The 16,818-nt window shown below is 60.6% G+C and carries 16 protein-coding genes and 1 pseudogene; 10 read left to right on the top strand and 7 right to left on the bottom strand.

The window, feature by feature from the left end; genetic code table 11:
• Positions 1–37: 37 nt before the first annotated feature.
• Positions 38–1,818 (bottom strand): annotated as a pseudogene (locus H9K75_RS02635) (acetolactate synthase 3 catalytic subunit).
• A gap of 288 nt (positions 1,819–2,106) precedes the next feature.
• Between H9K75_RS02635 and H9K75_RS02640 the strand changes: the two are divergent.
• The 8 genes from H9K75_RS02640 (at position 2,107) to H9K75_RS02675 (ending at position 7,742) form a co-directional block, all read left to right on the top strand.
• Positions 2,107–2,679, top strand: a complete 573-nt coding sequence (locus H9K75_RS02640; RefSeq protein WP_187724660.1) for an RNA polymerase sigma factor — start codon at positions 2,107–2,109, stop codon at positions 2,677–2,679.
• The gene (locus H9K75_RS02645; protein WP_187724661.1) at positions 2,676–3,140 is read left to right on the top strand and encodes a DUF3619 family protein; all 465 of its coding nucleotides are present in this window, start codon (positions 2,676–2,678) and stop codon (positions 3,138–3,140) included. The genes H9K75_RS02640 and H9K75_RS02645 overlap by 4 nt, the downstream gene beginning before the upstream one ends.
• A 26-nt stretch (positions 3,141–3,166) precedes the next feature.
• On the top strand, positions 3,167–4,033 hold the full coding sequence (locus tag H9K75_RS02650) for a DUF3106 domain-containing protein (RefSeq protein ID WP_226858476.1): 867 nt from the start codon (positions 3,167–3,169) through the stop codon (positions 4,031–4,033).
• A gap of 21 nt (positions 4,034–4,054) precedes the next feature.
• The gene (locus H9K75_RS02655; RefSeq protein WP_187724662.1) at positions 4,055–4,627 is read left to right on the top strand and encodes an RDD family protein; all 573 of its coding nucleotides are present in this window, start codon (positions 4,055–4,057) and stop codon (positions 4,625–4,627) included.
• Between the two features lie 185 nt (positions 4,628–4,812).
• Positions 4,813–5,439 (top strand): c-type cytochrome, encoded by a 627-nt coding sequence (locus tag H9K75_RS02660; RefSeq protein ID WP_226858672.1) that lies wholly within the window; start codon positions 4,813–4,815, stop codon positions 5,437–5,439.
• Positions 5,440–5,453: 14 nt separating this feature from the next.
• The gene (locus H9K75_RS02665) at positions 5,454–6,551 is read left to right on the top strand and encodes a c-type cytochrome (protein WP_226858477.1); all 1,098 of its coding nucleotides are present in this window, start codon (positions 5,454–5,456) and stop codon (positions 6,549–6,551) included.
• Between the two features lie 185 nt (positions 6,552–6,736).
• Positions 6,737–7,156 (top strand): diacylglycerol kinase, encoded by a 420-nt coding sequence (locus H9K75_RS02670; RefSeq protein ID WP_187724663.1) that lies wholly within the window; start codon positions 6,737–6,739, stop codon positions 7,154–7,156.
• Positions 7,140–7,742, top strand: a complete 603-nt coding sequence (locus tag H9K75_RS02675; RefSeq protein ID WP_187724664.1) for an LOG family protein — start codon at positions 7,140–7,142, stop codon at positions 7,740–7,742. Before H9K75_RS02670 ends, H9K75_RS02675 begins: the two co-directional genes overlap by 17 nt.
• A 13-nt stretch (positions 7,743–7,755) precedes the next feature.
• Here the strand turns inward: H9K75_RS02675 and H9K75_RS02680 are convergent, their stop codons facing one another.
• Both H9K75_RS02680 and H9K75_RS02685 read right to left on the bottom strand, forming a co-directional pair.
• Positions 7,756–8,094 carry a P-II family nitrogen regulator gene (locus H9K75_RS02680; protein WP_187724665.1) on the bottom strand — a complete coding sequence of 113 codons (339 nt, stop codon included), beginning with the start codon at positions 8,092–8,094 and terminating at the stop codon, positions 7,756–7,758.
• Between the two features lie 72 nt (positions 8,095–8,166).
• Positions 8,167–9,822 carry an NAD+ synthase gene (locus tag H9K75_RS02685; protein WP_187724666.1) on the bottom strand — a complete coding sequence of 552 codons (1,656 nt, stop codon included), beginning with the start codon at positions 9,820–9,822 and terminating at the stop codon, positions 8,167–8,169.
• A gap of 209 nt (positions 9,823–10,031) precedes the next feature.
• On the opposite strand from H9K75_RS02685, the gene H9K75_RS02690 reads away from it, so the two are divergent.
• Positions 10,032–11,228: a GNAT family N-acetyltransferase gene (locus H9K75_RS02690; protein ID WP_187724667.1), complete on the top strand. Its 1,197-nt coding sequence runs from the start codon at positions 10,032–10,034 to the stop codon at positions 11,226–11,228.
• Positions 11,229–11,273: 45 nt separating this feature from the next.
• Here H9K75_RS02690 and H9K75_RS02695 read toward each other — a convergent pair whose 3' ends face one another.
• On the bottom strand, positions 11,274–11,801 hold the full coding sequence (locus H9K75_RS02695) for a chemotaxis protein CheW (RefSeq protein WP_187724668.1): 528 nt from the start codon (positions 11,799–11,801) through the stop codon (positions 11,274–11,276).
• A gap of 263 nt (positions 11,802–12,064) precedes the next feature.
• On the opposite strand from H9K75_RS02695, the gene H9K75_RS02700 reads away from it, so the two are divergent.
• Positions 12,065–13,135 carry an MBL fold metallo-hydrolase gene (locus H9K75_RS02700; protein WP_187724669.1) on the top strand — a complete coding sequence of 357 codons (1,071 nt, stop codon included), beginning with the start codon at positions 12,065–12,067 and terminating at the stop codon, positions 13,133–13,135.
• Between the two features lie 128 nt (positions 13,136–13,263).
• On the opposite strand, the gene H9K75_RS02705 is transcribed toward H9K75_RS02700, so the two are convergent.
• The 3 genes from H9K75_RS02705 to tagF form a co-directional block, all read right to left on the bottom strand.
• The gene (locus H9K75_RS02705) at positions 13,264–13,755 is read right to left on the bottom strand and encodes a TssQ family T6SS-associated lipoprotein (RefSeq protein WP_187724670.1); all 492 of its coding nucleotides are present in this window, start codon (positions 13,753–13,755) and stop codon (positions 13,264–13,266) included.
• Positions 13,756–13,832: 77 nt separating this feature from the next.
• The gene (locus H9K75_RS02710) at positions 13,833–15,938 is read right to left on the bottom strand and encodes a serine/threonine protein kinase (protein WP_187724671.1); all 2,106 of its coding nucleotides are present in this window, start codon (positions 15,936–15,938) and stop codon (positions 13,833–13,835) included.
• A 107-nt stretch (positions 15,939–16,045) separates the two neighbouring features.
• Entirely contained in the window at positions 16,046–16,813 is a 768-nt protein-coding gene (tagF, locus tag H9K75_RS02715; protein WP_187724672.1) for a type VI secretion system-associated protein TagF, read from the bottom strand.
• Positions 16,814–16,818 lie beyond the last annotated feature (5 nt).

Genomic DNA, 16,818 nt, shown 5'->3' on the forward strand with positions numbered 1-16,818 from the left:
AGAAACCCCGGATCGATTGGATTTGCAAAGTACAGGTCTACAGGTCTTCGGAGCCGAGCAGCATCTCGGTGATGCCCTTGCCGGCCTGCACCATCGGGAACACGTTCTCGGTGGGGTCGGTGCGGAAGTCCATGAACACCGTGCGGTCCTTGAGCTTGCGGGCCTCGCGCAGTGCGGGCTCCACATCCTGGGGACGCTCGATCAGCATGCCGACGTGACCATAGGCCTCGGCGAGCTTCACGAAATTGGGCAGCGAATCCATGTAGCTGTGGCTGTAGCGGCCCGAGTACTCGATCTCCTGCCACTGACGCACCATGCCAAGGTAGCGGTTGTTCAGCGAGCAGATCTTGATCGGCGTTTCGTATTGCAGGCAGGTGGCCAGCTCCTGAATGTTCATCTGCACCGAGCCTTCGCCCGTGATGCAGAACACTTCGGACTTGGGCTTGGCCAGCTTGATGCCCATCGCATAGGGAATGCCCACGCCCATGGTGCCGAGGCCACCGGAGTTGATCCAGCGACGCGGCTCGTCGAAGCGGTAATACTGCGCCGCCCACATCTGGTGTTGACCGACGTCGGACGTGACGTAGGCGTCGGCGTCCTTGGTCATGTTCCAGAGCGTGTCCACCACGTATTGCGGCTTGATCACGCTGGTGTTCTCGCGGTCGTAGGCAAGGCAATCACGGCTGCGCCAGGCCTCGATCTGCTTCCACCACTGTGCGAGCGCACCAGCGTCCGTGCGGGTGGTGGTCTCGCGGATCATGTTGATCAGCTCGGTCAGCACGTCCTTGACGTCACCCACGATGGGCACGTCCACCTTCACGCGCTTGGAGATGCTCGAAGGATCGATGTCAATGTGGATGATCTTGCGATCATTCTGCGCGAAGTGCTTGGGATTGCCGATCACGCGGTCATCGAAGCGCGCGCCGACCGCCAGCAGCACATCGCAGTTCTGCATCGCATTGTTGGCTTCGATCGTGCCATGCATGCCGAGCATGCCGAGGAACTTCGGATCGGACGCTGGATAGGCACCCAGGCCCATCAGCGTATTGGTGACCGGGTAGCCGAGCATGTCGACGAGCGTGCGCAACTCATTGGACGCATTGCTCAAGATGACGCCGCCACCGGTGTAAATATAGGGACGCTTGGCGGTCAGCAGCAGTTGCAGGGCCTTGCGGATCTGACCGCCGTGGCCCTTCTTGACGGGGTTGTACGAGCGCATTTCCACGCTCTGCGGATATCCGGCGAAGGCAGCCTTCTTGAAGGAGACATCCTTAGGGATGTCCACCACCACCGGTCCGGGACGGCCGGTGCGTGCAATGTGAAACGCCTTCTTCATCGTCGCCGCGATATCGCGCGCATCCTTGACGAGGAAGTTGTGCTTGACGATGGGGCGCGTAATGCCCACGGTATCGCATTCCTGGAAGGCGTCCAGACCAATCGCTGGAGTTGGAACCTGGCCGGAAATGATCACCATGGGGATCGAATCCATGTAGGCGGTGGCGATGCCGGTCACGGCATTCGTGAGGCCCGGGCCGGATGTCACCAGCGCAACGCCTACGTCGCCCGTGGCGCGGGCATAGCCATCGGCCGCGTGAACTGCTGCCTGTTCATGGCGCACCAGCACGTGCTGCATGGTGTCCTGCTTGTACAGCGCGTCGTAGATGTAGAGAACGGCTCCGCCGGGTAACCCCAGATGTACTGGACGTTTTCTGCCTGAAGCGACTTGATGAGGATTTCGGCTCCCATCAAATCTTGGGAACCGGCTGCGCCGCTGGCTGCTGCGGCTGCCGAAGTCATTTCGGCCTTGGAGATTTCCATGATGAACCTTTGTGAATTTCTCTAACGAAAAACCTTGGGTGCCCCTCGGTCGAGCTCTCGTGAAGCCGCCTTGGAACTTGAGGCCTCGGTCATGAGCGACATGAGTTCTTCGCCGAACCGGGACCCGTTTGCGTTCTTTGTTGCAGTGCACATTATTGCACTTTGTGGGCGTTCACACCGCCATCTGCTCAAAAAAACTACTCTGATGTCATAATCGCCGGATTACCAACCTGTTGGCTGACATCATTGCGCCAGCCTCGCCAGTCCCGTTCAGGGATAGTTTAGCTTTTGGCCTCCGAACAAGAACTGTCAGACTTCCTCAAGAGCGTTGACAAACGTGCCTTCAAGCGCACGGTTTATCACGTTCGCGATGATGAGGCCGCACTGGATATCGTCCAGGACAGCATGATCAAGCTGACGGAACACTATGGCGACAAGCCCGTCAATGAGTTGCCGATGCTGTTTCAGCGCATCCTCTCGAACAGCACGCTCGATTGGTTTCGTCGCCAGAAAACCCGTAACGCTTTGTTCACCAGCCTGAGCGATTTCGAGAGTTCGAGCGACGATGCGGGCGATTTCGATCTGCTGGAGAACTACGTCATCGAGGGAGATGCACGCGAGGCCAGCCAAAGCGCCGAGGACCAGATCCGGCGCAAACAGATCTTCAACGAAATCGAAAAAGAGATACAGGAACTGCCCGCGCGTCAACGGGAAGCCTTTCTCATGCGTTACTGGGAGGAAATGGATGTTGCAGAAACGGCGGCAGCGATGGGCTGCTCCGAGGGCAGCGTCAAAACGCACTGTTTTCGTGCCGTCCAGACACTGAGCAAGGCATTGAAGGCAAAAGGAATCGAGCTATGAACCGTCATATCTCTGAAAATTCGATCAATACAGCGGCGATTGACCGCTTCGGCCTCCGGCTGGTGGCCCGCCTCAACGAGGGTGGCCAGGATCTACCCTACGACATCGTCGAGCGCCTGCGCGCTGGCCGCATGCAGGCCCTGGACAAGCGCAAGCGCCCGCTCGTCGTGGTTCATCGCCCGGTGGTTGCCGAGCCGGTGGTGCTCGGTGCCGGTCATACTGCGTCTCTGGGCGGCGGCTGGGGTAGCGAAGGCGGCAATTGGTGGCGCGCCCTGGTGTCTGCGGTTCCGGTCGCGGCACTGCTTGTCGGTCTGATCGTCGTGGGCGTGAACCAGAACGAGGCAGGTGCCAATGAAGTTGCAGAAGTGGATGCAGCCCTTCTCACAGATGACCTTCCTCCAGAGGCCTATACTGACCCCGGTTTTCTGCAATACCTGAAAACATCCGAACACAAACCTTGATTCTGATCGGTTGACCACCGATTTGCATGCTGAGATTGGCGCCCGACGTATCCGACCGTTCACCTTCTAGCCATGCAGCCGCCATCGTGGGGCTGCTGGCTTTGGCATGCCTGTCATTCGGTGCCTTCAAAGCCGTCAATTATTTGAATATCGCGCCGACGATCGACACGCCGCCGGCTGCCCTGCCCTCCAATCGCCCGAATATCCGCCCGAACTCCACCTTGGTGCGCATGCCCGTGGGCGTCAATCTGGGCGGCCCCATGTGGGGCGAACTCACCAGCTCGCAAAAAGACGCGCTTGCGCCTCTGGCCACGCGCTGGAATCAATTGAGCGAAGCCCAGAAGCGGCACTGGCTCACCCTGGCGGCGAATTTCGATTCGCTGAGCGAGCAGGAACAGGCGAAGATGCTCAGCCGAATGACTGAGTGGGCCAACCTCAGTGCCCAGCAACGCAGCCAGGCGCGCCTGAACTTCGCTGCCACCAACCGCCTGATGCCCGATGACAAGCTGGCCCAATGGGAGGCCTATCAGGCGTTGAGCGAGGAAGAGAAGAAACTCCTGGCGGCCAAGGCCGTGCGCAAACCATTCGGCGCGGCCGTGGTGGTCAAATCACCACCCTCCAAAAAGCTGGTCCGGATTCCCGCGGCCACGACGGTTGCGCCAAATCAACCCAACCCGCCCAAGATCCCACCGATGTCGGACTACCATGTCCCGCACATTTTCCCGCCTCCGGTGCCGCCGCAACCCAACACGCCGATCACGGTGGAAACGGCTCCGGTCCAGGGCGCTTCGGCAACGGCTCAACCGCTGCCGCCCATGTCCCCGGGCTCGGCATCGGCTGGCGAAGAACCAGTCGACCTCCGGGATATCACTTCCGTCAATTCGCCCCAGTAACCTCGCACAACCTTCCGCCGAATGAGTTCCCCGCTTCCCCACGAGCCCCTCGCCCGACCAGACTCACCGACGGATCTGCCCCCGAATTCGGAAGGCACCACGCCGTCGCTCAGACGTCGCATGGCGTGCTGGCTCTATGAGGGCATGTTGATGTTCGGCGTGGTGTTCATCGCGGGTTATCTCTACAGCTCGCTCACCCAAACCCGCAATGCACTGGACAATCGCCACGGGCTGCAAGCCTTCCTGTTCCTGATTTTCGGAATCTACTTCGTGTGGTTCTGGGCCAAGGGCCAGACGCTGGCGATGAAAACCTGGAACATTCGGGTCGTGGATCGCGACGGCAAGGCAATTACCCAGACACGGGCGCTGGGTCGCTACGTACTGAGCTGGGTGTGGTTTCTGCCGCCCCTGATACTCATCAGCCCGTTTCGCCTGAGTGGCGGTGAAATCCTCGTCCTCGCCACTGGCTGGATCGCAGTCTGGGCGCTGCTGAGCCGCTTTCACCCGGAACGGCAGTTCTGGCACGACGCGTGGGCCGGAACCCGGTTGATCCACTCGCAGCCGCTGCCGAGAACACGCAAGTCCGGACGTTGACGCTCGCCCCGCGAGCCGCGCGCCAGAAACTGATCTGAGGCTCCGGACTACATCGTCATCGCGTGTTGGTTTTTATGATTTTCCGAGAGTCATAAATCAAAACACACCATGCCACTCCACGACATTCGCGAATCGCGCCGGTTTGCCTGCGCGACCATTGTCCCAACGCTGTTGGGAGCCATCGTCTGGGCGACCACCGCCGCTCCGGTGTCGGCCCAGATTGCAGCAGGCGATGCGAAGGCCGGTGCCGCGATTGCGCAAAACGGTGTTCCCCCGCCGTTGCCGCGTGCGCCACTTGCCACGGTGCCAATGGAGAAGGTTCGGCAGCGTTTCCACCACTTGCGGGAACTGCTTTTGCTTATTTGCGTGAACAACTCGGTGCGTTCGCCAATGGCTCGCGCAATCAACCGGCCATGGCCCCTATCGCCAAGGCCTTGTCGGACAAGGACAAGGCCGACGTGTCCGCCTACTACGCGGGCCTTCCCTCGGGCATTCCTGCGGCCAGCAGCGCGCCACAAACGCCCAAGCCGGACGACGCTGGCGCATGGCTCGTGCTGCGCGGCCGATTGAGCGACGGCATTCCGGCGTGTGCGAGCTGCCATGCGACGAATGGAGCGGGCGTGGGGAACACCTTCCCCGCCATCGCGAAGCTCGGCGCCGTCTACATGCAGCAGCAAATCGACGCCTGGAAGAACAACAGTCGCGGTCCCGGCCCACTTGGACTGATGCAGACAATCGCCAGGAAGCTCAGCAATAACGACGTTCAGGCGGTTGCCGACTACTACGCCAGGCAACAGCCAGGCAAGAATTGAAGAGGGAGCCGCGAATGACCGAACCACAACTCCACCGTCAAAATGCCGGCTACCAGGGCCTGAAGATTTTTGCCACGCTGATCGTGCTGGTGGTGCTCGCAACTGCCGTGTTCTTTGGGCTCAAGGTGAACCGGACCATGAAACAGATCGAGCCCGCGCTTTATCCCCCGGTGGCGACAGCGGGCGGCAGCGCCGTCACTGCTCCGGCACCTACTCCAGCGTCACCGGCTGCGTCTTCAGCCCCAACGGCTTCCGCTCCTGCGCCTGCGGCACCGAGTGCCTCTTCCCCTGCGGCCTCGGCGGCAACCGCATTCAAGCCGCCACCGGAAAACAAGATTCCCGAAGGCCCGATGGGCGACGTGATTCGCAAGGGCGAGCAGATTTTTCTGCACACCGGAGCCAACGCAAAGCAATTCGTCGGCAACTCGCTCAACTGCGTGAACTGCCATCTGGACGCGGGTCGCCAGCCTGATTCGGCGCCACTCTGGGGTGCCTACACACAGTATCCGGCGTATCGCAACAAGACGAAGAGCGTGGATACGTTCTCCGAGCGGCTACGCGGCTGCTTCATGTACAGCATGAACGGCAAGGCACCGGAGCACGGCGATGACGTGCTGGTGGCACTCGAGGCCTATGCGTATTGGCTTGCCAAGGGCGCGCCGGTGGGCGAGAAAACATCTGGCGCTGGATATCCCAAGCTGGAAAAAGCCGCGCAAAAGCCGGATTTCGACCGGGGCCACAAGGTCTTCGAGGCGAAATGCGCGCTGTGCCACGGCGCGGATGGTCAAGGGCAGAAAAGTGGCGATGCACAAGTGTTTCCGCCTTTGTGGGGACCGAAATCCTACAACTGGGGTGCCGGCATGACCGACATCGACAAGGCGGCCGGCTTCATCAAGGCCAACATGCCGCTGGGTCTGGGCAATAGCCTGAGCGATCAGGAAGCGTGGGACGTCGCGGCATACATCGACAGCCAGGATCGCCCGCAGGACCCGCGCTTCACCGGCAATGTCGCCGACACGCGCAAGAAATTCCACGATTCCGAGTTTTCGATGTACGGCATCGAGGTCAAGGGAAGATTGCTCGGCCAAGGTCCTGGATCAGCGGCAAGATGAGGCTCGCTATCATGTCCTTTGGCCCGTTCACGCGGTCACTTCTGCGCTAGGATGTGAGGGAATTCCCTGCCCGAGGCCACTCTCAACGCAGGTGCTGTGCGCACCGCGTATGGCAGGTTCGTTCTGACTTTCTTGTCGCAATCCCACATCTGCGCGCGTGCGCAGGAAATAACAGCCCGCATTTCATGGCAGCGTCCCCTCCTCCCACCGATCACCCCGGCCACGCCCAGAAATCGCGCAACGGACTTGACCGGCTCGTCTACGCGTTCGGTTTTTCGCTTCAGGGACTACAGGCTGGCTGGCAGGAAAAAGCCTTTCGTCTGGAGGCCTGCCTGGCCATCGTGATGATTCCGCTCGCCTTCTGGTTGGGACAAAATTGGATCGAAATTGCGCTGCTGACAGGTGCCGTCGTTTTGATACTGATCGTCGAGTTGCTCAATACCGGCATCGAGGCCGCCATCGATCGCATTGGCCCGGAATGGCATGACCTTTCCAAGCGCGCCAAGGACATGGGCAGCGCCGCCGTCCTGCTCTCGGTGCTGCTGTGTGTCGGCATCTGGGCCGTTCCGCTCTATCAAAGGTTAGTACATGTCCTCGTCTCCTGATCCAGCGTTTTCGATTTGCGTCTACCTCGGCTCGCGCCCCGGAGAAAAACCGATCTACTCGAAAATTGCCACCGAAGTAGGCCAATGGATTGGCGGGCACGGAGGCCAGCTTGTCTATGGAGGTGGGCGCAGCGGACTCATGGGCACGGTTGCCGAAGCCACGCGCAAGGCTGGCGGCCGGGTCGTCGGAGTGATTCCCAGGGCTCTCGTCGAGAAGGAAGTCGCCAATCGCCATTGCGACGAGTTGCACATCGTCGAAAACATGCACGAGCGCAAGGCGATGATGGCCGAACGCAGTGACGCCTTCATCGCCCTGCCTGGCGGGATAGGCACGTTCGAGGAATTGTTTGAAATCTGGACCTGGCGCCAGCTCGGCTATCACGACAAGCCCATTGGCCTGCTCAATGTCGATGGCTACTACGACGGGATGCTGAGCTTTCTGGCGACAAGCGTGGAGTCCGGCTTCATGGGCGAATGGCAGATGGATCTGATCGCCTCCGGCACCGACCACGATGCGCTACTGCGCAGGCTGGTGCAGGAGGCCGGCGACAATATGTCGCAGATTCCGCTACGGGAAGTGATCTGAGGCGCCGGGGCGCTCAAACTGCCGCGTCGTCCAGATCACCCGTGCGAATGCGGATGACACGTTCGACCTCGGTGACAAAGATCTTGCCGTCGCCGATTTTTCCGGTGCGCGCGGCGTTGACGATGGCGTCCACGCAGCGTTCCACGTCTTCTTCGCGCACCACCACCTCGACCTTCACCTTGGGCAGAAAGTCCACCACGTACTCGGCGCCGCGATACAGCTCGGTGTGGCCCTTCTGACGACCAAACCCCTTGACCTCTGTGACGGTGAGACCGGTCACACCGCAATCGGCCAGCGCTTCGCGTACCTCTTCGAGCTTGAATGGCTTGATGACGGCGGTGATCATTTTCATGGCGGGAACTCCTGATGAATATCGAAAACGGAACTGGCTTGGCGATCCTGCCCTAGAGTGGCCGCTCGCTCGTCAAGCCCGAAACTTGTTGGTGATGGGATAGCGCCAATCCTTGCCGAAACTGCGCCGCGTCACGCGCACGCCGACGGCGGCCTGGCGACGCTTGTATTCGTTGATCTTAATGAGTCGCGTGACCCGGTCGACGTCGGCCTGCGAAAAACCCGCAGCAACGATGTCGGCAATCGCCTCGTCGCGCTCCATGTAGCGCTCGACGATGGCATCCAGCACCTCATAGGGCGGCAGGCTGTCCTGGTCTTTCTGGTCGGGACGCAACTCGGCACTGGGCGGACGCGTGATGATGCGCTCGGGAATGGGATTGAGTCCCGTGCCGAACGGATCGTGCGCGTTGCGCCAGCGCGCCAGCGCAAACACGCGCGTCTTGAGCACGTCCTTGATGACCGCAAAGCCACCTGCCATGTCGCCATACAGCGTGCAATAGCCGGTCGCCATCTCGCTCTTGTTGCCGGTGGTGAGCACCAGCGAACCAAATTTGTTGGACAGCGCCATCAGCAACATGCCGCGAATGCGCGCCTGTAGATTCTCTTCGGTCGTGTCTTCGGGCAGCCCGGCGAAATCTGCCGCGAGCGCGGCCTTGAACGCCTCGAACTGCGGCGCGATGGCGATTTCCTGGTATTGCACGTGCAAACGCGCTGCCATCTCGCGTGCGTCGATCCAGCTGATGTCCGCCGTATAGGGCGACGGCATCATCACGGTGCGAACGCGGTCGGCACCGAGCGCATCGACAGCAACCGCCAGAACCAGAGCCGAATCAATGCCTCCTGACAGCCCCAGCACGACGCCCGGGAAACCGTTCTTGCCAATGTAGTCGCGCACGCCGGTCACGAGCGCGGCCCAGAGTTCGGCCTCCCAGCTCATCACCGGAGCCAGGTCGCCGGACAGGCGAATCGCGCCTCCCTGCACTTGCTGCACGTTCACCGACGCCAGTTCCTCGGCAAACGACGCCGCGCGCATCGCCACCTGGCCATCGGCATTCAACGCGAACGACGCACCTTCAAAGACCACCTCGTCCTGTCCGCCGTAGAGGTGCGCGTAGACCAATGGCAGACCGGTTTCCGCCACGCGTGCCCGCATGGCATTCTCACGCTCCACGGTCTTTCCCAAATGAAATGGCGATGCGTTGATGCAGACAAGGAGTTGCGCTCCGGCATTCGCCGCCGCCTTTGCGGGCTCGGCATACCAGGCGTCTTCGCAGATCAGCAGCCCCATGCGCACGCCATCGACCTCGAACACGCAGGTGTCGTTTCCGGGGATGAAATAACGTTGCTCGTCGAAAACCTCATAGTTGGGCAGACGCTGCTTCGCGTAGGTCTGCTCGATGCGGCCGTTGCGGATCACGCTGGCCGCGTTGTGGCAACGATGGCCAGGTTCATTGGCAATGCCATCGGGATGACCGACGACCAGCGTGAGATCGGCGAATCCGGCCGTCGCGGTCGCGATCTCGGCGAGCGCCTTGTCACACGCCGACAGGAATGCGGGACGCAGATACAGGTCTTCTGCCGCGTACGCGGTGAGCGCGAGTTCCGGCGTGAGCAGCAGGCGCGCGCCCTGCGCGTGCGCCTCGCGCGCGGCCTCGATGATCTTCTGGGTGTTGCCCGGGATGTCGCCCACAACGAAGTTGAGCTGGGCAATGCTGATGGGGAATGACATGGTGGGAGAAAGAGAGACTGCGGGCAATTATGTCATCGCGTTTTCAATTTCGTGGGTCGCGGTACAAAACCCGCAGCGCACTGCTCAAAAACAAGGCAGCCTTGGCCGAAACCGGCTCGCCCGCGTGGGGCCGCTCATCTCCCTCCATTTTCGAGGGTGAGCACTTTGCGCCATCATCATGACTCCCCATTTTTCCTCCGAGCCGCCAATTGCCCGCTGAATCGAAGTCCCCATCCGTCGAAGAACCAGCCAGCTACTCGCTGGAGTTGCTGGACTCCGCACTCAAGGTCGATGCTGCTGCCTGGGACCGACTGCTCGCAAGCCAAAGCCATCCCACGCCGTTCATGCGCCACGCCTACCTCGCCGCAATGGAGAGCAGCCGAAGCGCCACCCCGGAGACTGGCTGGACGCCCGTGTTCTGCCTGCTCAAAAAGAACGGCACGCTCGAAGCAGCCTGCGCCCTCTATGCCAAGACGCACTCCTACGGCGAGTACGTTTTTGACTGGGCGTGGGCCGACGCCTACCAGCGGCACGGCCTGACCTACTACCCCAAGGGCGTGCTCGCCGTGCCGTTCACACCCGTTCCGGGCAGCCGGTTGCTTGCGGTGAGCGGCGAGGCGCGCACCCTGCTGCTCAAAGGATTGATCGACTGGGCAGAGGAAGCCGAGCTTTCGTCGATCCATATGCTGTTTGCAAGCGACGCCGACCTACGGGCGGCCACCGATCTCGGCCTGATGCTGCGCCACACCGTGCAGTTCCATTGGCACAACCGTCATCCGCATACTGGCGAAGTCTTTGAGTCGTTCGATGATTTTCTCGCCTCGCTCAATCAGGAAAAACGCAAGAAGATCCGGCAGGAACGCCGTCGCGTGCACGATGCCGGCATTGAATTCGACATCATCGAAGGCCCGCAATTGAGCAACGCGGACTGGGATTTCTTCTACGATTGCTACGAGCGCACCTATCTCGAACACGGCAACGCTCCCTACCTGACCCGTTCGTTCTTTGAACGCATGCAGCGCGACATGCCCGAAAACTGGGTGCTGTTCATTGCGCGCCAGGGCGATGCGCGCATCGCCTCCAGCCTGATCGCCGTTCAGGACGGCGTTGCTTATGGCCGCTACTGGGGAGCGCTCGCGCGCGTGGACAATCTGCATTTCGAGACCTGCTACTACCAGCCGCTGCAGTGGTGCATTGAGCGCGGACTCGCCCGTTTTGAAGGCGGCGCTCAGGGACAGCACAAGATGGCCCGTGCATTGATGCCGGTGCAGACCCACAGCGCGCACTGGCTCGCCCATCCTGGATTTGCCGAGGCCGTCGAGCGCTTTCTCGAACGCGAAGGCCAGGGTATCGCGCAATACATGGACGAACTGAACGACCGCAGCCCGTTCAAACGCAATCCCTAGAACCACAACCAACGCGACAGGCTGTATCTCCCAGCGTTGTCCGTTCTAAGTCTCAGTCGCCGCAGTTGCCTGTTGCAGTATCCCCAACTCCGCGGGGCTGAGGAGCGCAGCGATATCCACCACGATCAGCATCTGCCCATCCGCTTGGGCGATCCCGCGCACATAGGCGGTGTCCATCGCGCCCTGAAAATGCGGCGCCGCCTTGATGGCATCGACCGGCAGCGCCACCACATCGGCGACAGCATCCACCACCGCACCAAGCAACATGTCGCCGACCCTGAGCACGACGATCACCGTGAACGCGTCGTAGCTCGCTTGCGCGCAGCGCAGTTTCAACCGCAAATCCACCACCGGCACGATCATCCCACGCAGGTGAATCACGCCCTTGATGAATTCCGGCGCATGTGCCATGCGCGTAGGCACCTCGTACGAGCGAATCTCCTGCACGCTCAAAATATCGATGCCGTACAGTTCCTCTCCCAGCCGAAACGTCAGGTACTTGGAAGTCGGAACACTGGGCGTCTGCGCCCCACGAAGCGGTGGGCCGGAACGCAGAGGAGAAGTGAGCAGCATGATGCAAAGAATGGCGGGCCGAACTGGCCGCGCCATGTTATCAAGCTCCTGGCAATGCCGCGCAAGTACCCACAACGATCCGAGCCCTGAACTTCAGACGTAGTCCAGATCGCCCGATTTCGCGCCAATGAAGCGTCGATTCGGTGCACGCAGGCTGCTTAAGCCGCACGTTGCAATTGCAAACCGATTTCTGCGTTGCGGGCCAAACCAGATTTCACATTCTGTGGCTATGATTATCGATTCGTCAACAAACTATAACCACCATGCTGCAGCATATCTGGCGAGTGCGGGGACTACGCGCTCTTGGTATTGTGTCCCTCCCCTTTGTTCTGACTGGCTGTGCGGCATGGATGCAGCTTACCGGCGAATCCGAAGAAAATGCGGCACAGCCTGCCGAGGCGGCGCAGGTTGCGGAAGAGTCCGTCGCTGCGTACAACCGAAACGATCAATCCCCAGGCTTCTTCAGAATGAAGATGGGTACTTATCTGGTCACCGTTCTATATGACGGGAGTTTCGAAATCAACAGCAAGCTGATGAAAGGCCGCACTCAAGCGCAGATTCTGAATCTGTTGAAGTTGTCGAAACAGCCGCGCGCAGTTCGCACTTCGGTGAACGCTTTCCTGCTTGACGACGGAGAGCGCGTGATCCTGGTGGATGCGGGTGCGTCGACTGCCTTGGGGACAAGCATGGGCAAGCTCGCTACCAGCCTCCAGATGTCGGGATACAAGCCCGATAGCGTCCAATTCATCCTACTCACGCACCTGCACCCCGATCATGACGGTGGTTTGAATGTGGACGGCGCCGCGGCGTTTCCCAACGCGGAGGTTTACGTGCCGGAGCAGGAGGCGGCCTATTGGCTCTCGGGCGAGCGCGGCAAGGACAACCTGCCCGTCTACAAAGGCGGGCTTGGATCGACGGCAGCCTATAAAGAAGCGGGAAAATTTCATACCTTCACCGTCGGAAGCTCACCGATTCCTGGTGTGCAATCGGTTCCATTGCCGGGTCACACGCCGGGCCACACCGGGTATCGCATTCGCTCGGGCAAGGAAAGTATGTTGATTTGGGGAGACGTGGTGCACAACGCGGCCTTGCAGCTCAGCGATCCCACGATCACCGTCGAGTTCGACATGGACCAGAGCAAGGCGCGAGCCACGCGTGCCAAGGCCTTGAAGGACGCAGCCACATCGGGTGAATGGATTGCGGGATCACACCTGCCGTTTCCCGCGATTGGACGAGTTCAGGCTGCCGGCAAGACAAGCTACCGTTGGCTACCAATCGACTACGCCCAGGCCATGATGGATGCCGATACCCGGCAACCAATGGACGGCAAGTGAGTTGGAACCCGGGATTGCCTGCATCAATCGAATCGAATCAAATCGACACGCAGTGAATCCCCAAACAAAAATGGCTCCTGCGAGGAGCCATTTTCGTTACCGGGGCACACCCTATTTCGACGTTTTGCTCACGTCGGCTTTTGCCTGCTTGAACGCTGGCCCCATACGGGATGACCACTTTCCGCGTTGCTCAATTCAAACGCGGGATCAATTTTCAACAGTTGCAGAAAGGTTGCGCGGCACTGATTTGCGTTGTTGTTCACGCAATAACTGAACGCAAGATATTTGAGCGACTTGATCTGTAGCTCCGGCCATGCACGGCTGAATACCGGCTCACGGAAGATCCGAATGGCATCAGGATAATTGCCATCGTTGTATTGAGCCAGCCCTTCGGCAAACCGCCGCTCCACAGCCGTCAGCGCCGCATTGTCGTTGGTTGCAGTCGGTTCTGCCTCAATGCGCTCGGCGCGAGACGTCGGCGGGGGTGGTGGCTCGGGTGGAGGTGGCTGAACCGGTATCTCTACGGGCGGCTCTGCTTTTTTGGGCGGCGCGCTTTCACAACCGCTCAATACCAAGAGGGCCACGACAACCGGGGCCAGCACATGAACATTTTTGAGCATCTCGTCTATTCCTTCGTTGACTCGGGAGTGGCGGGACTGCCAGCGCCGCTACGGTGAATCCCCAGCGGTTCTGGCAATCAGCGGCCAAATTTGTAGCTTACGGAGGCATCTTTCTTGTCCTCCACTTTCACACTGGTGCTGTAGCTTGGAAAGTCGGCATTCTCGATCACTATACGGTGGTCACCTTCCGGCAACCACATCCTAACCATTGGCGGTGACGTGCCTTTTTCCACGCCGTTGACAATCACCTTGCCCCAGGGCCTGATCGCAAATTTCACGAAGGCTCCGGGTTTGTTGGGGACCGCAGAGGTCGCCGCCGATTCACCCGGAGCAGAGGCCGTCGTCGCACTGGATCTTGTCGGCAGTTCACGTCCGGATTCGCTGGAATTTCCAGGCGTGGATGCACCGGGCAGAGTGCGCCCTGTTTGCGGAGCCGATGCAGAAGGCGACTGGCTCACCGCCGTACCGCGACCGCCGTCGTTGGTGGTGGGCTGCGCAGGTGGTACGGGACTGACTGGCGGTACTGGCGTGCTGGTCACGGTGGCCGACGCAGGTACCACCGCAGTGCGCGGCGTGACCACGGGACTGCTCGCGACAGGCTCCGGTTCGCGGGCATCTTGCTCGCGGATTGCTGCGGGCGAACTCGCGGGCGGCACTGGCGTTGTCGGCTCCACGCTTGCCTGTTGCGCAGGTTGCGCGGAACGCTCACTCTCCGTCGACACCTGCACTGGCGGTGCCGGGGGCTGACTGCTCCCACCAAGGAAATACGCGGCAAGCGCCAACACGGCCAGGGCGGCAACCGCGCCGCCCGCATACATTCCCCAAGGTCGCCGGCGATCAACCTGCGGCGGACTCCGAGGCTCGCGCCGCGGTTGCGTGGGTGGATTCTTGGCAGTTGGAGGTTTGTGCGCCGGGACGGGCTCTTGCTTCGCCGTCTTCTTCGCGGTCGGCTCGCTCGGTGCCCTGGATTCGGGAACGACTTGTCTATCCGCATCGGTTGCGGTGGCGACAGGTTCGGTATCCTGCACGACGGTTGCAGTCGGCTCCGATGTCGTGTGGACTACCTTGTCCTCAACAGGTGCGCCGACAGGGGCCGGCGAGGCTGGCTGGCTCGTCGTCCATTCCTCGTGCGCGGGTTGCAGCAAGGCGTTGCTTGCGGCTGAACCCACAGCCTGAGGTTCCTGCGATGACGATGACGATGACGCGGCTTCTTCGGCATGCAGGTCGCGTGCGGCCTGCTGGCGCGCAGCTTCGGCAGAGGCGGCCACTGCGGCACCGCTCAACGTGGGCAGCACCTGATACGGAGAAACAGGCGCTTCGTTGGCGAACAGTTCAGCCGCAAATTCCTCGATGGATTGCGGCCGATCGGGCGGAAAGAGTGCCAGCGCGTGATCGACGGCCCTGGAGAATTGAGGGGTGAACGGCAGATCCGGCTGGGCACTGAGCTTCTTGATGGGATCCTTGACAAGACGCGCCACGGATGCGGTGGGAGCCTTTCCCGCCGCCGCGAAATAAAGCACTGCTCCGGCGCCGTAGATGTCGGTCCACGGGCCCTGGCGCATGGACTCGTCGTCGGCGTATTGCTCGATGGGCGCAAAACCCGGTTTGAGAATCACCGTCAGCGCCTGCGTCATGTCTCCGATGACCTGCCGCGCCGCCCCAAAGTCCAGCAGCATCGGCGCGCCGGAATCGAGAATCATGATGTTGTCGGGCGAGAGGTCGCGGTGATAACAATTGCGCGAGTGGAGCAGCTTCAACGCATCGAGCACCGGCGCAATCACCTGCTTGAGCCAGCCCTCGTCTCGGCCGCGTTCGGGATCGTTCTGCAGGATCTGGCGCATGGTCTTGCCCTGGCAATACTGCATGACCATGTATGCCGTGCCGTTCTGTTCCCAGAAGCGATGAATGCGGATCAGCGAGTGATGCTCGAACTGCGCCAGAATGCGTGCCTCTTTCAAAAAGCTCTGCAACCCGGTTTTGAAGGTGCTTTCGTATTTCTCGAATCGCGGCAACACGATGCCGTCGGCATTGCGATAGGCAATGGCGCCCGGCAGATACTCCTTGATGGCGACCGTGCGCTCCAACTGGTGATCGTGTGCGAGATACACAATCGAGAAGCCCCCTTCACCAATGACGGAAATAATCTCGAATTCACCCAGACGGGTGTGCAGAGGCAAGCTCATGGGCGTGCCAGCACTTGGCGTGGGCCCTGGTTGGCTCTCGGTTGATTCATGCACCATGGAAATTTTCTCTTTGTTTACTGCACCGCGTCATCACTCTATCCCGGATGTCAACGGGTGGCACGGCCAAACAGCCACGTCAGCAATTGGCCGTCGAGCGCAGATTCATACGCCAGCGCCTTGAGTTGAGCGCCACCGGCAGGATGGGTCCACCAGAAGCTCGGGCTGTTCGCACTGTGCAGGCTCGGCATGATGTCGGGCCACGGAAAGGCCGATTCGCGCGTCGCAGGTCGTGTGTTCATATCAGATTCGCAAGGGCCACCCGTTCCGCTCGCTCCCAGAACGTCCAGAATGTCGGAGCCGCTGCCCGTCATCGGGTTGCTGTAGGCCTGCGAAGCCGGAGCCCAGCCTTGACGCCACTGGGTGAGCACGTTGGCCCAGATCGAATCCAGCGTCGCACGTGGCCACGCGCGGCGGATGGCGATGTGCAACTGTTGTCCCGTGAGATGCAGCAGCATGGGCAGTTCCATCACCAGTTCGGTGGAGCGCAATAGATCTTCTCGCTGAAATACATACCCGACCACGAACGGATATTGCCGCCCTACCCGATCCACGCTCGGCGCCAAACTGCCGGCGACGACATAGGGCATGTTCATCGGATTGAAAGGGACGAGGAAATTCCACACCGCACTGCCGGCCATGGAGTCGCGCCAGCTGTCACCAAACTGCGAACGTCCCTGCATCATGCCCGCCTGAAGCCAGTCCTCGAACCGCGCACGTACCGCCGTTCTCGGATTGCTCCACAGGAAATCACCGTGGCTTGGCAGCTTGCCGCCCCAGATGATTTCTACTTTGGATAGATCATTGGTGTTGAACATGTGTC

The organism is Diaphorobacter aerolatus, from assembly GCF_014489535.1.
Classification (GTDB): domain Bacteria; phylum Pseudomonadota; class Gammaproteobacteria; order Burkholderiales; family Burkholderiaceae_C; genus Diaphorobacter_A; species Diaphorobacter_A aerolatus.